Raw genomic sequence first — 13,115 nt, 5'->3', positions numbered from 1 at the left:
CCTTGCACTCCGCTTGCGTCGCCCGATCGGTGTCCGCGGACGCAGTGATCGACGCGATCTGGGTCGCACGCCGACAGTGCCAACGCGTGGCAATCCTCGGTGCCGCGGGTCGGCGATCGGTGTCGACCTGCCCGGTGGTGCGTGTCGTCCCTGGTGCGGCGTTGGCAATAGATTCGAGGCATGCGTGCTGAGGGCGAGTCGGAGCAGGTCGAGCTGACGGAACGGGAGCGGCTCGGGATCAAGCTCGAGATCGCGGTCGTGCTGGTGGTGACGTTCGGGCTCAGCGGGCTCAACGCGGGGCTGTCGCTGCTGGAGAGTGCGCTGGCGCCGGGCGGGATCGGCGGGCGCACGGTGGCGCTGAACCCGTCGCGGTCAACGCAGTCGACCATCGATCTGCTGTTTCAGCTGCTCAGCGTGGCCCGGCTGCTCGGCTGGGCGGCGCTCGGCCTGTATCTGTTGTGGCGCAGCGGCATCGGGCCGCGGTTGATCGGGCTTGCGGCGCGGCTGCGGTGGCGCGCGGACGTGCTGCCAGGACTGGTGCTTGCCGCGATCATCGGGCTGCCCGGCCTCGGCCTCTATCTGGTCGCGCACGCCATGGGGGTGAGCGTGACGATCGTGCCCGCGTCGCTCGGCGATCACTGGTGGCGGCTGCCCGCGCTGATCCTGTCCGCCTGCGCGAACTCGCTGGCCGAGGAGATCATCGTGGTCGCCTTCCTGATCACCCGCCTGCGCAAGCTCGGCTGGTCGGAGAACTCGTCGCTGCTGGCCTCGGCCCTGCTCCGCGGCAGCTACCACCTGTACCAGGGCCTCGGCGGCGGCGTCGGAAACCTGGTGATGGGCCTGATCTTCGGCCGCTACTGGCAGCGAACGAACAAACTCTGGCCGCTGGTCCTCGCCCACGCCACCATCGACGCCGTCGCCTACCTCGGTTACACCGCACTGCGCGGCCACGTCTCCTGGCTGCCCTGACCGATACCGTCGAACCATGCTCCCTCCGCGACATCGCGCCGCGGTTCGGGCAGACCCGCGTGTGCGGCAACGAAACTCGTCGCCATGGTTGGGAAGGACGGTTTACGTGATGTATCCGCAGTATCCACTCGAACAGAATTCGGCGCGCGGACCGATCGGCGATTCCAAGTCGATGACCGGGCCCGCCCATGAATGTGATCATGACCGTCGCGCTGGTCACACGGTGTCGACAAACACATTTCGATCGTGAGCATGGCCTCTCACCTGGGCAGATGTCGGCGCGTGGCGACCGTGACGGAACTGTTCTCCGCGGTGCGATAACGGCGCCGCAGCGCAGGCGAATTCATAGAAGAGTGCTCGGAATGGTGAGTGCTCCGGCCGGTGTGCGCGAATTTCGACGCGCTCGGGTCGGAGCAAGATCCGTCCGTCGCATGCCCAGCCTGAACGACGAGCGATAAGTAGAGTCTCTGTGATGAATGGCGACGACCCCCAGTACCGCGCACCGCTGCGCCGGGTGCCGCCGCCCGGCCGGCCACCGATGCAGCGACCGGGTCCGCACCGTGCGGGACCGCCGCCCGGTGATCCGCACGCGCCCCGCATCGAGCCGACCCAGGTGCTGCGCAGGGACGGCAGGAACGGGCCGCCGCCACTCGCGTATTCGCAGGTCCCGCCGCCCCCCGCCGGGCCGCGCACACCACCGCCGCTCGACAAGACCCGGCGCGCGCCGACGCACGCGCCGACCCAACAGCCGGTCCCCTACCGCGAGTCCGCACCACCGCAGCGTCCGTATCGGCAGGATCCACCGCCACCGCCCGGTCCGCCGCGCAGCCAGCGTCCGCCCAAGGCGCCGCGACCACGCCGCAAGCGCCACTATTTCCGCTGGTTCCTGGCCTTGCTGCTGGTGCTCGTCGTCGCAGCGATCGGCGGGGTGATCAAGCTCGACGGCTCGTTGACCCGCATCCCCGCACTGGCCAACTACGCCCAGCGCATCGGCGACACGCCTGGCACCAACTGGCTGCTCGTCGGCTCGGACGGCCGCGCAGGCCTGACACCCGAGCAGGAACGGGAGCTGGCCACCGGCGGCGAGGTCGGTCCGGAGCGCACCGACACCATCCTGCTCGTCCATATCCCGAAGTCGGGCAAGGCCACGCTGGTCAGCCTGCCGCGCGACTCATACGTCAGCATTCCAGGCAACGGCAAGGACAAGCTCAACGCGGCGTTCGCGTTCGGCGGTCCGCAGCTGCTGGTGCAGACCGTCGAGATCGCCACCGGCCTGCATATCGACCACTACGCGCAGATCGGCTTCAGCGGGTTCGCCGGCGTTGTCGATTCGCTCGGCGGCATCGACGTCTGTCTGCCGAAACCGATCGACGATCCGCTGGCAGGCATCAACCTGGCTGCGGGCTGCCAGAAGCTGAGCGGCCCAGAGGCACTCGGCTTCGTGCGCAGCCGCGCGACGGCACTCGCCGACCTGGACCGGATGAACAACCAGCGCCTCTTCATGGCCGCACTGCTGAAGAAGGCGACGAGCACGTCGACCCTGGCCAACCCGTTCAAGTTGTGGCCACTGATGACCGACACCGCCAAATCACTGAAAGTCGATGACGGCGACCATATCTGGGATCTGGCGCAGCTCGGCTGGGCGATGCGCGGCGACACGGTGGCCACGACGGTGCCGATCGGCGGTTTCGACGACACCGACAGCGGAAACGTGCTGCTTTGGGACAAGCAGAAGGCGGGCCAGTTCTTCGACGCACTCGCCAATGACCGATCGATTCCGGAGGATCTGCTGACGCGGTAACGTCGAGGACATGCCGGACAACGATGCCGAGAAGCCGTTCCCTCCGCTATTGCGCACGCAGATCCGTCGCGGGTTCACCGCAGGCCAGCAGTACCTGGCGGCCGCCGTCTATCTCGACGCGAATCGATTGCCCCAGTTGGCGAAACACTGCTACGGCAAGGCGGCCGAGCAACACGGGCATGCGCTGCGGATGGTCCAGTACCTGCTCGACCGCGATCTCGACGTCCAGGTCACCGGTTTGGACGAGATCCGTTCCACTTTCGAATCTCCCCGTGCCGCAATCGATTTCCTGCTGACGACGGCACAGGGCCGGAGCACACAGATCTCCGAGCTCGCCCGCGCGGCCCGGGAATCGGGCGACTACCTCGGCGAGCGCTTCGTGCAGTGGTTCCTCAAGGAACAGGTGGAGGAGGTCGCCAAGATGACCACCCTGCTGACGGTGCTCGACCGCGCCGACGGCAATCTGTTCGACGTCGAAGAGTTCATCGCACGCGAGCTGCGGACCCCGCATCGAGTCGACAACACCACCCCGAGAATGGCTGGGGCAGCGAAGAATTAATTAGGCAATACTAGCCTCAATAAGGTTGCACTTGGATGACACGCGGCCTGACCAGCGCTAATGTCGCCTCTATGTCCAGCCATCCGGAGTCCCCGCGCAGCAAATTCCACGGCCTGCTTCACGACCAGATCAGGCATGAATTCAATGCCGAGCATCAATACATCGCTATCGCGGTGTGGTTCGACAATGCGGATCTGCCGCAGTTGGCCAAGCGTTTCTACGCGCAGGCGGTAGAAGAACGCAACCACGCGATGATGATCGTGCAGTACTTCCTCGACCGGGATATCAGCGTCGACATTTCCGGCATCGATGCTGCCAAATCCAAGTTCGAGAATGTGCATGAGCCGATCGCCCTCGCGCTGGCCCAGGAGAAAACGGTCACCGACCAGATCATCCAGCTGGCGAGCACCGCCCGCGAAGAGGGCGATTACCTGGGCGAGCAGTTCATGCAGTGGTTCCTGAAGGAGCAGGTCGAGGAGGTCGCGAATATGACGACGCTGCTCACCATTGCCGATCGCGCCGGATCCAACCTGTTCGATCTGGAGGAGTTCATTGCCAGGGAAATGGGTGGACCCAGCGATGCTTCCGGTGCCCCTTCGGCCGCAGGCGGATCAATCTGACCGGTCTTTACCACGACGGCCAACAGGTCCAGCCCGCCGCGACGGGCTGGACCTGTTGCTGTTCCATGGTGCTCTTCTAGCTGGCACTCAAAGAGCTGAGGGCCTTGATCAACGCAAGAATGATGTCCATGGTGTTCCTACTTTCCTCATCAGTTCAGTGAGACTGCCCTCACCTGCACCAACTTTCGGTGTAGCTGAGAATCTAGCCTCAGATGAGATTAGAAACATGTGTTTTTCACTAAATTCTTTCCATTAATTTCAGCGCGTCAGCGCAGCGTGACCTGACGCGACCGAAGCCCGTCCCGAGAACGCCGCTCGTCGGCGGTCAGCGGGGCATCCGTGGCCAGTGCCTCGGCCAGCCGAGCGCCGAATTCCTGTGCGGGCTTGGTCCATTCCTCCGCGTGCCGCTCCGGGTCCAGGTCGAAGACCGGGACGAGCACACCGTGCGTGCGGAACGAACCCGCGAACCGAGAACCCTCGCCGAGCTGCAGGCCGCCGGAGGCGTGCACGCGCGCCAGCGCCAACATCAGGTCGTCCTCGTTCTCCGGACGGACCCAGCGGATGTGTGCCTTGTCGCCGGCATCCACCCACCACGCCGCGCCAACCGCGTCCGCGCCCAACGCAATCCGCGCCGACGGCATGATCGCCTGCTTGGCCTGCTCGATGGTCGCGGCGACCTGCGCGTCGGGCTGCACGCCCTCGGGCACCCACCAGTCGAAGTCCTGGTGCACCGTGAGATCCAGGTCCGCACCGGCATCGATCACGTCGGCCAGCCGAGGGCCGCCCGCCACGCTCTCCACCGAAGCCAGCGAGTCGCCGGGCTCCGCGGACTGCGTCCACAGGATGGCGGCGGCCAGATCGGCGCCGGGATCGGCGCCCTGGAACTGCATCTGCGCGCCGACATAGCCGCTCGGCTCGTCGCCGGCCCGCACCAGCGCGGCGACCGCACCGGGCAGCACGGTGGCAAGCACCACCGGACGCTCCGCCGCGACACTGGACGATAGCTTCAGCTCCGCGGTCGCCGACGGCACGAATTCACGCAGCGCGACCAGATCGCACTCCGCGGCCAGTCCCTCGAAGGGACGCGTCACGGACTGGGCCGCCTGCTCCAGCGCTGCCTTCCGCTCGGCGAGACGCTGTGCCCGGTTCCCTCCGGGCTTAGGACTATTGCGCTTGCTCTTTCCCACGGGGGGTCAACCTACATGGTGCGCAGCGCTGGTACACCGCGCGCCACGACACCAGGTGGCACCAAACTCTCGACGCACGGCGCGCACTGGCCCGCGGCGACCGATCGGTGGCGGTGCCGAGGCGGGTTCCCGCGACCAAATGCCTTGGCCGGCGGCACCTTCGGCCGTGCGACCGATCAGGCGGCGTCGAGTACCGCCTTCGTCCGTCCTGGATGGTTGGTGGCGACCCAACTGACGCCGAGGTCGGCGCACAGGCGCACGTCGTCGGGTTCGTCGACGGTCCAGCAGTAGGTGGCGCGGCCTGCGGCGGCGGCCTTGTCGACCAGTTCGGGGTGTTCGCGCAGCGTCTTCACCGACGGTCCGACGGCGGTCGCGCCGACCGTGGTCGCGGCGCTACCGCCGAGGTAGCGCGACGACTCACCGAGCAGCACGGTGGGCAGCAGCGGCGCGGCGCGGCGGATCCGCCAGACCGCGGTGGCCGCGAAAGACATGACTACGGCGCGGGAATGGTCGGCCGAGGCCGGGGTGGCGATGCCGAACCGCTGCAACTCGGCGAGCAGTTTGTTCTCCACCAGCGCGCCGTAGCGCACCGGATGCTTGGTCTCGATGAACAGCTTGGTCGGCCTGCTCCGCCAGTCCAGCACCAGGCTGATCAGCTCGGCCAGGGTGAGCACCTCGGCGGGCGCGCCGTCGACGCCGAAGTCGAGTTCCTTCAGTTCGTCCAGCGTCATCTCGCTGACCAGGCCGGTGCCGGACGAGGTCCGGTCGACGGTGCGGTCGTGCACGCAGACCAGGTGCCCGTCCCTGGTCAGCCGGACATCGCACTCGACACCGTCCGCGCCCTCCTGCAGCGCCAATTCATATGCGGCGAGTGTGTGTTCGGGACGCGCCGCCGACGCACCGCGGTGCGCGACGACGAACGGCGCCCGACTGTCCTGGCTCACTTGGCCATAACCTCCTCGTGCTCACGGTCCAGTGCACCGTTGTGGTCATCCTGGGTTTCCTGGTCTTCGCGTGCCTGCTCGCTCGGCGCGTGCCCCGCAGGGTGCACCGGTTCGATCACCGGAACGGCCGGGTCGACGGCGATCACCCAGCGCCGGGCGGACCTGCTCCGGCCGCGCAGATCTTGCTGCTCAACGGTCCTGATCATGGCGAGGGTGAGCACGGCGACCGCGGCGGCGACCAGGTCGGTGCCCGCGGTGAACAGCACCCCGTCCGCCTTGACCTGCAACGAGTCCGCGGTCCGCCACAGCAGCGCGGCCGCGGCGACCAGACCGCCGAACACCCAGGCGGCCCACCAGATCCGGACCGCACGCAGCGCGCGCGGATCGTCACGCTGCGCGACCATCTCGGTCAGGAAGACCCCGGGCCACATCAGGTTGACGACGGGAATCAGGCTGCCGAGCACCAGCATTCGCACCGAGCGCGGATCGTCACGGCCTGCCTCCGCAAAGGTGGCATGGCGCGTCCGGATCAGCCAGCCGAGCACCCCGAGCGCGGCAAGCAGCGCGAGCACGACGGCAAGCAGCCCGGCGCCGATCACCAGCGCATCCGAGCAGAACAGCAGCATCGGGTGGATCAGCCGGGTGCGGTTGCGCAGCAACAAAACATAGCGAAGCACCTCGGCGAAGGCGGCGACACCGAAGACCGCCGCGGTGGCGATCAGCAGGGTGGAGACCCGAGCGGTCAAGCGGGCGAACGGACTCGACACGGCGCCGGCCGCGGCAGGCGCGGGCTGGTCGATCAGGCCCCAGCGCGGAATCTGGGTGTAGCGCGGGGTTTCCCGTGCAACGGGCCGCCCGGCAGACGGACGGCGCACCCGATGGTCGGGCCGTCGCGCCACCCAACGGTAGTTGCGTCGTTCGGCCGGCGCGTCGATCGGCGCGGGCGAGAGCAGCACGCCGCGGCAGCGTGGACACCAGTGCATCGGGGCCGACTGCACGGCCCAGCGCGCGCCACACCGCGCACACGGTTGGACGACCGTACTCACTGTGCCTCCTCGGCGGCATTCGCTAGCCGTACATGGTTACGCAAGCTGCCGCTTCCGGGCCTGACGTTCATGCCGCATGCCTCCTGGGCCGCTAATAGATCTTCGCCTGCCGGTCGCCGTCGGCCACCAGTGGGCGGCCCGACTGCTGCCACGCCACCATCCCACCGCGGACCTGGATCGCCTCGAAGCCGATGTGTGTGAGGTATTCGACCACCTGGAGGGAACGCCCGCCTTGCCTGCAGATGACGTAGAGATCGACGTCGAAGTCCAGCTCGTCCACCCGGGCGGGCACATCGACCATCGGAATGTGTATCGCCCCCGGCGCGTGCCCGAGCTGCCATTCGTCGTCCTCGCGCACGTCGAGCAGGATCGCTCGGGCGGCCTCGGCCGTGGCAGGGGCGCTGCTGTCGAATTCGCTCGGCACCGCGTCCACCGGCACTGAAGGAACGTGGGGACTCGTCACGGTTTCGATCCTGCCATGGGCGTCCAGGTGCCGTGGAGTTCCGGTGAGCGCCAGCCAGCTCGAGCGGCTCGACAGCACGCCGGTACTTCAGGTATGTTCTGCGTCCCGGAACCGTGAGCGATGCCCGGTTCGCGTGGCGCTTGTGCATATCTCCGACAGAGTTATCCACATAATCCACAACCTCATCCACAGGCTGGCGCGATCAGACAGCGCATCAGTTCCAGTGTTCGGCTATCAAAAGCAACTGGTCGGCTACTTCATTTCGGACGCCCCGATGCGGGTATCCAGGGCCGATCAAGGGTGCTCAGCAGACCTGCCGCTGCGTCGGGCGACGCGGACGACCGATCCGAGACTCCCCTCCACCCACCAATCCCGGAGCGGTCATCCGCCCGCCGACCTCGGAACTCGCAGTGCGACGAGTCCCGATAACTACTTGGACGGCGGCGAGTCCGATTCGGTTCCATAAAAAACGAGAACACTAACGAAAAACTTAAATACTGGGCTCCACCGGTAGCTATCGGTAGCCTGTGGCCATGAACGTGAGCAGGGGGCTACTCGACGGCATGGACACAGCCGGCCTCAACGTCGCACTCTCCGAGGCCACATGCCTGGGCTTGGAGGTCGACGCACCGGCTGGACAACTACGACTCGGCCTAGAAGTGCTGACCCTTCCGGCGGAGCAAAGCACCCCCACCGAGGACTCCCGCGTTAAGTTGACCTTCACTGGGGTCAGCCGGGTTGCCGCCTCGTTGCGGACGCAGAACTGGGACGCCATCGACGCTCAGGTGCTCCCCCTGCAACTGGATGGTCTGGACGAGGCGATCCGCAGCTTCGGCGGCGGCCGCCTGCACGGCTGGGAATTCATCGACCTCGACGACAGCGGCTGGGCCCTGTGGGGCGAGCTGCTGAGCTTCGACACCACCATCGACGACCACGAGTCGGCACACGTGATGGAGTTCTCCCAGGAGGAGGGCATCGACCCACGCGAGCTCGACGTCCGCGTGTGGTTCGACAACGTCCTCATCCACGACTCGAACGGCAAGGAGATCTCGCTGGCCGAGTTCATCGCGGGCGGCAAGCGCTGGTGGGCGGCGCACGACGCGGGTGATCCGCGCGCCACCAGGCCCGGTATCGCACCGCCACTCTGAACGCCGAGACCGCACAGCCGGACTACCGGAGGTGCGGTCCTTTTCTGCCCGGAGACAGTAGGTTCGTGCGCGGTCCCGTTCCTCAGGCGCCCAAGCCGACCGGGCAGCTGACCCCGGTCGCGTGCACCGGGCAGTAGCCGCCGGGGTTCTTGGCCAGATACTGCTGGTGATAGCCCTCCGCGTAATAGAACGCCGAAAGATCGGGCAGCTCCGTGATTTCCGTGGTGATCGCGCTGTACCCGGCGGCGGCGAGCCGCTTGCCGAAAGTCGCGGCAGTGCCGCGCGCGCTCTCGGCCTGCTCGGCGTCCCGGGTGAAGATCGCCGAACGATACTGGGTGCCGCGATCGTTGCCTTGGCGCATGCCCTGGGTCGGATCGTGGTTCTCCCAGAAGTGCCGCAGCACACTCGGGTAGTCGAGCACCGCGGGATCGAAGACGATCAGCACGGCTTCGGTGTGCCCGGTCTGGCCGCTGCACACCTCTTCATAGGTCGGGTTCGGCGTATAGCCGCCGACGTACCCGACGGCCGTCGTATAGACCCCGTCGAGCCGCCAGAATTCCTGCTCGGCGCCCCAGAAACAGCCCATTGCCAGCACCGCGACCTGCATGCCCGCCGGAAACGGCGGCCGGATGGGGTGACCGTTGACGAAGTGGGTACCCGGCACCAGGATCGGATCTGCCCGGCCGGGCAGTGCTCGATCCTCGGCAACCATGACGGGCCCAGTAAGGCGCAGCCGCCCCACTAGTTCGTCGTACCACGACATGGTTCGATGCTACGCGTGAGGTTCGACGGTGCCGATGCCGGTGACGTGACGATGCACAGCCCGCATCCGTTGGCGAACCCAGCACCCCGACGTCGCGGTGCGGCACCGGAATGCGGGGGCATCAGGCCCGGTTGGAACCGAGCGGGTGTACGAATGATGGTTGGGTGTGCTCGAGAAGGGCGCACACAGCCCGACATAGGAAGGGACATCGTGGCTGAGTACACGCTGCCAGATCTGGATTACGACTACAGCGCCCTGGAGCCCCACATCTCCGGGCAGATCAACGAGCTGCATCATTCCAAGCACCACGCCGCGTACGTCGCGGGCGCGAACACCGCGCTCGAGAAGCTGGAAGCCGCGCGCGAAAGCGGCGATCACGGCGCCATTTTCCTGTACGAGAAGAACCTGGCCTTCCACCTCGGCGGCCACGTCAACCACTCCATCTGGTGGAAGAACCTGTCCCCCAACGGTGGCGACAAGCCGGTCGGCGACCTCGCCGCGGCGATCGACGACCAGTTCGGCTCGTTCGACAAGTTCCGCGGCCAGTTCACCGCCGCGGCCAACGGCCTGCAGGGCTCCGGCTGGGCGGTGCTCGGCTACGACACCCTCGGCCAGAAGCTGCTGACCTTCCAGCTCTACGACCAGCAGGCCAACGTCCCGCTGGGCATCATCCCGCTGCTGCAGGTCGACATGTGGGAGCACGCCTTCTACCTGCAGTACAAGAACGTCAAGGCGGACTACGTCACCGCGTTCTGGAACGTCGTCAACTGGGAAGACGTGCAGGAGCGCTTCGCGCGCGCCGTCAGCCAGGGCAAGGGATTGATCTTCGGCTGAGTAGCCGGGAACCCTAACGGGCCCGCGCCCCTTCCGTCGTTTCGGCGGTTCGGGGCGCGGGCCCGTTCGCGTCCGGCGACGCGATCCGGACACGCCCGGGCCGCAAACCGGTATCGGACGGGCCCGGATGGTCGCTTATGCCCGACCAACCGCTGGTCAGCAGGTTTCCACCGACCAACTGGCACTCTTTGGTACTTGTGTGCCAGGTGATTTTTAGTTCATTCTCTGAATCCATAGTTGGAGGACGGGCAAGGCCGCCCCCGGTTCCACGACGGGAGGCACGATGCGTACGAATGGACCGATCGGCATCACGCCGTTCCATGCCCGCGGCTCGCTGCGGGGCTTCGTCATTTCCGGCCGCTGGCCGGACACCACCAAGGAATGGGCGCAGGTGCTCGTGCTCGCCGTCCGGGTGGCGACGTTGCCCGGTCTGCTGTCCACCTCCACGGTGTTCGGGGTGCGCGAGGAGCTGCCCGACGATCCGGCGCCGGACATGGTCGGCCTCGTGATGGCCGAGGGGACGGTGCTCGGCGCGGAGGCGCTCACGCCCGGCCGGTTTGCCGACCATGTGCCCGCTGCCCTGCTGATGCTGCATCCTCCTTCGGAAACTCGCCCGTCGCTGCCGGAGTGCGCGGGCGCGGCCTCGGGGTGCGTGCTGCTGCCCGGCGTGCCGCATCTGGGCCTGGAGCATCGCGCCGCGTGGGCCGAGGCGGAGTCGGACGGCACGGTCACCTCCCTGGTCAGCCGCGTCGGACTGGACCCGATCAGTGATCCCGACACCGCGGTTCTGGCTATGCTGCTTGCCGCGTAAGGGCACCCGAAACCTCGGACGCGGATCCCCAAACTTATTGCGCGCATTGCGATTTCGATTACAGCAAGTTGGCATGCCGTCGTGCGCGCGGGTACAGTCGGTGGCAGCGAAGGGGAGTAGCCCCCAATTGCGCAGTCGACATACTGATCCACGGCCCCACTAGGGCTCGGGTCCGGCTGCGTGAACCGGGATCATCCGGTGGGCGAGACCTTCGGCCGAGACAACTTTTCGTTGTCGGCCGGAGGCGTACCCAGACTCCGGTCGACAGGCCGGAGACCCGGGAGCCGCACACATCATGATCGCCACCGTTTTGCTGAGCATCGGCATCGTCTTCCTCGCCGAGCTGGGCGACAAGTCCCAGCTGATGGCGTTGACGTTCGCGCTGCGCTACCGCTGGTGGGTGGTGCTCGGCGGCATCGCGACCGCCTCCGCCGCGGTGCACCTGATCTCGGTCGGCATCGGATACTTCCTCGGATCGGCACTGCCGACCACGGCCATTGCCCTGGTCGCGGCCCTCACCTTCCTCGCCGTCGGCCTCTGGACGTTGCGTGAGCACGTCGGCGCGGACGAGGAGAACCCCACCCCGAAGTCACTGCGGGCCAGCGCCGCACCGTTTTTCGTTGTCCTGTCCGCCTTCTTGCTCGCCGAGCTCGGCGACCGCACCATGTTCGCGACCGCCGCGCTGGCCACCGACTACGACTGGGTCGGCGTGTGGCTCGGCTCGACCATCGGCATGGTCGCCGCGGACGCGCTGGCCATCGGCATCGGCATCCTGGTCGGCAAGCACCTGCCGGAACGCGCCATCGGCATCGGCTCCGGCCTGCTGTTCCTCTACTTCGGCACGGTGACCTTGCTCAGCACGGTCGCGCCCGCGCTCAGCGGCGCGGCGGTGGCCACTCTCGCCGCGCTCGTCCCCGCACTCGCGGGTGGTGTCCTGCTGATCGCGATACGGAAGCGGGCACGTCGGCAGACACCCATCGAGCAGGCCCTCCCCCAGCCTGCACCCGAAGCGCCTCGGTAGCCACGCCCTCGAACGCAATACCGCCTGCGACATGCGCAAGGAACGCCGACGTTGGCACAGTGCACGAGTTTTGCTACGGCACAGCGGCGTTGACCGAGGACAGGTAGCCGACGGATCGCGCGCTTGCGCTACCGATCGGTTCGCCTGCGCGCCCGGCCTCGAGCAATCGAATACAGACGTTTCTGATTGGCTTCGCCCTCAGTTCGACCCAACCGCGAAGCCGTACAGTTCCCCACCCCGGCGGACCAGTTCGAGCAGCGGCTTCCGCAGCGCGAGCAGGCCTGCCATGTCGTCGGCGGCGATGCGCCCGGTGACCATCGCGCCGATCGCCGCCGCCAGGGTTTGGCACGCGAAGCGCTGGTCGGCTGTTCTGGCGTCGAGCGTGTTCGCGATCAGGCCGACGAAGAGTTCCTGCAGCTTCATCCGACGGGAAATCGCCGCCGGTCCCACCGCGTACACCTCGACGAGGAACAGGCGAGCGCTGGCCGGATCGTCGACCATGTGCTGGAGATAGGCCTCGAAGATCCGGTCCATCCTGGCGACGCTGTCCTGCTCGAGGTCGTTCTCGGCCGCCGCATCCGCGTCGCCTGCCACCTCCTGCATCCGGCCGAGCAGGTTCTGCACCGCCCGCTCGTAGGCCGCTTCGAAACAGGCTTCCTTGGAACGGAACTGCTCGTAGAACGTCTCTCTCGACACCCCTGCGCGTTTCAGGATCGCCGCGACCGAGGTGCCGACATAGCCGTTCTCGGTCATGGCCTCGGCCATCGCGATCAGGATTCGCTCGCGCTGCGAGGCAACCACCTGCTCCCGTGGCAGGCCGTGCCTGCCGCGCGGGAGTTGGCGTGCGCTGGTTGCCGATTCGGTCATACGGTAACTCCGGTTGTCGGTCGGGCGCGGCGGCGGTGGCCGCCCGGCTCGGCGCGGGATGGGACGGACTCGTGTCCGGCTG

Annotated in this window: 14 protein-coding genes; 8 read left to right on the top strand and 6 right to left on the bottom strand. The window is 67.1% G+C overall.

The window, feature by feature from the left end:
- Positions 1-180: 180 nt before the first annotated feature.
- The 4 genes from ACGFNJ_RS04985 (at position 181) to ACGFNJ_RS04970 (ending at position 3,949) form a co-directional block, all read left to right on the top strand.
- Positions 181-969 carry a CPBP family intramembrane glutamic endopeptidase gene (locus tag ACGFNJ_RS04985; protein ID WP_393443414.1) on the top strand — a complete coding sequence of 263 codons (789 nt, stop codon included), beginning with the start codon at positions 181-183 and terminating at the stop codon, positions 967-969.
- Between the two features lie 472 nt (positions 970-1,441).
- Positions 1,442-2,770, top strand: coding sequence for an LCP family protein (locus tag ACGFNJ_RS04980; protein ID WP_393443412.1), 1,329 nt, complete (start codon positions 1,442-1,444; stop codon positions 2,768-2,770).
- A gap of 10 nt (positions 2,771-2,780) precedes the next feature.
- Entirely contained in the window at positions 2,781-3,329 is a 549-nt protein-coding gene (locus tag ACGFNJ_RS04975; protein WP_393443410.1) for a ferritin, read from the top strand.
- Between the two features lie 71 nt (positions 3,330-3,400).
- The gene (locus ACGFNJ_RS04970; RefSeq protein ID WP_393443780.1) at positions 3,401-3,949 is read left to right on the top strand and encodes a ferritin; all 549 of its coding nucleotides are present in this window, start codon (positions 3,401-3,403) and stop codon (positions 3,947-3,949) included.
- A gap of 266 nt (positions 3,950-4,215) precedes the next feature.
- On the opposite strand, the gene ACGFNJ_RS04965 is transcribed toward ACGFNJ_RS04970, so the two are convergent.
- The 4 genes from ACGFNJ_RS04965 to ACGFNJ_RS04950 all read right to left on the bottom strand — a co-directional run bounded on the left by ACGFNJ_RS04965 (position 4,216) and on the right by ACGFNJ_RS04950 (position 7,589).
- Positions 4,216-5,136, bottom strand: a complete 921-nt coding sequence (locus ACGFNJ_RS04965; protein ID WP_393443408.1) for a DUF5926 family protein — start codon at positions 5,134-5,136, stop codon at positions 4,216-4,218.
- A gap of 176 nt (positions 5,137-5,312) precedes the next feature.
- Entirely contained in the window at positions 5,313-6,080 is a 768-nt protein-coding gene (locus tag ACGFNJ_RS04960) for a glycerophosphodiester phosphodiesterase (RefSeq protein ID WP_393443406.1), read from the bottom strand.
- The gene (locus ACGFNJ_RS04955; RefSeq protein ID WP_393443404.1) at positions 6,077-7,126 is read right to left on the bottom strand and encodes a DUF4328 domain-containing protein; all 1,050 of its coding nucleotides are present in this window, start codon (positions 7,124-7,126) and stop codon (positions 6,077-6,079) included. The genes ACGFNJ_RS04960 and ACGFNJ_RS04955 overlap by 4 nt, the downstream gene beginning before the upstream one ends.
- Positions 7,127-7,217: 91 nt before the next feature.
- The gene (locus tag ACGFNJ_RS04950; protein WP_393443402.1) at positions 7,218-7,589 is read right to left on the bottom strand and encodes a rhodanese-like domain-containing protein; all 372 of its coding nucleotides are present in this window, start codon (positions 7,587-7,589) and stop codon (positions 7,218-7,220) included.
- Between the two features lie 533 nt (positions 7,590-8,122).
- Between ACGFNJ_RS04950 and ACGFNJ_RS04945 the strand changes: the two genes are divergently transcribed.
- Positions 8,123-8,737 (top strand): hypothetical protein, encoded by a 615-nt coding sequence (locus ACGFNJ_RS04945; RefSeq protein WP_393443400.1) that lies wholly within the window; start codon positions 8,123-8,125, stop codon positions 8,735-8,737.
- A gap of 82 nt (positions 8,738-8,819) precedes the next feature.
- Here the strand turns inward: ACGFNJ_RS04945 and msrA are convergent, their stop codons facing one another.
- Entirely contained in the window at positions 8,820-9,500 is a 681-nt protein-coding gene (gene msrA, locus ACGFNJ_RS04940) for a peptide-methionine (S)-S-oxide reductase MsrA (RefSeq protein ID WP_393443398.1), read from the bottom strand.
- A gap of 210 nt (positions 9,501-9,710) precedes the next feature.
- Between msrA and ACGFNJ_RS04935 the strand changes: the two genes are divergently transcribed.
- The 3 genes from ACGFNJ_RS04935 to ACGFNJ_RS04925 all read left to right on the top strand — a co-directional run bounded on the left by ACGFNJ_RS04935 (position 9,711) and on the right by ACGFNJ_RS04925 (position 12,166).
- Positions 9,711-10,334 carry a superoxide dismutase gene (locus ACGFNJ_RS04935; RefSeq protein ID WP_069165295.1) on the top strand — a complete coding sequence of 208 codons (624 nt, stop codon included), beginning with the start codon at positions 9,711-9,713 and terminating at the stop codon, positions 10,332-10,334.
- A 283-nt stretch (positions 10,335-10,617) separates the two neighbouring features.
- Positions 10,618-11,145 carry a peptidase gene (locus ACGFNJ_RS04930; RefSeq protein ID WP_393443396.1) on the top strand — a complete coding sequence of 176 codons (528 nt, stop codon included), beginning with the start codon at positions 10,618-10,620 and terminating at the stop codon, positions 11,143-11,145.
- Positions 11,146-11,440: 295 nt separating this feature from the next.
- Positions 11,441-12,166, top strand: coding sequence for a TMEM165/GDT1 family protein (locus ACGFNJ_RS04925; RefSeq protein ID WP_393443394.1), 726 nt, complete (start codon positions 11,441-11,443; stop codon positions 12,164-12,166).
- 198 nt (positions 12,167-12,364) lie between these two features.
- Here ACGFNJ_RS04925 and ACGFNJ_RS04920 read toward each other — a convergent pair whose 3' ends face one another.
- The gene (locus ACGFNJ_RS04920) at positions 12,365-13,033 is read right to left on the bottom strand and encodes a TetR/AcrR family transcriptional regulator (protein WP_393443392.1); all 669 of its coding nucleotides are present in this window, start codon (positions 13,031-13,033) and stop codon (positions 12,365-12,367) included.
- Positions 13,034-13,115 lie beyond the last annotated feature (82 nt).

Origin of the sequence: Nocardia sp. NPDC049149, assembly GCF_043197455.1 — a bacterium.
Classification (GTDB): domain Bacteria; phylum Actinomycetota; class Actinomycetes; order Mycobacteriales; family Mycobacteriaceae; genus Nocardia.
Note: the sequence above shows the minus strand (reverse complement) of the source record. Positions and strands in the feature narration are given on the sequence as shown.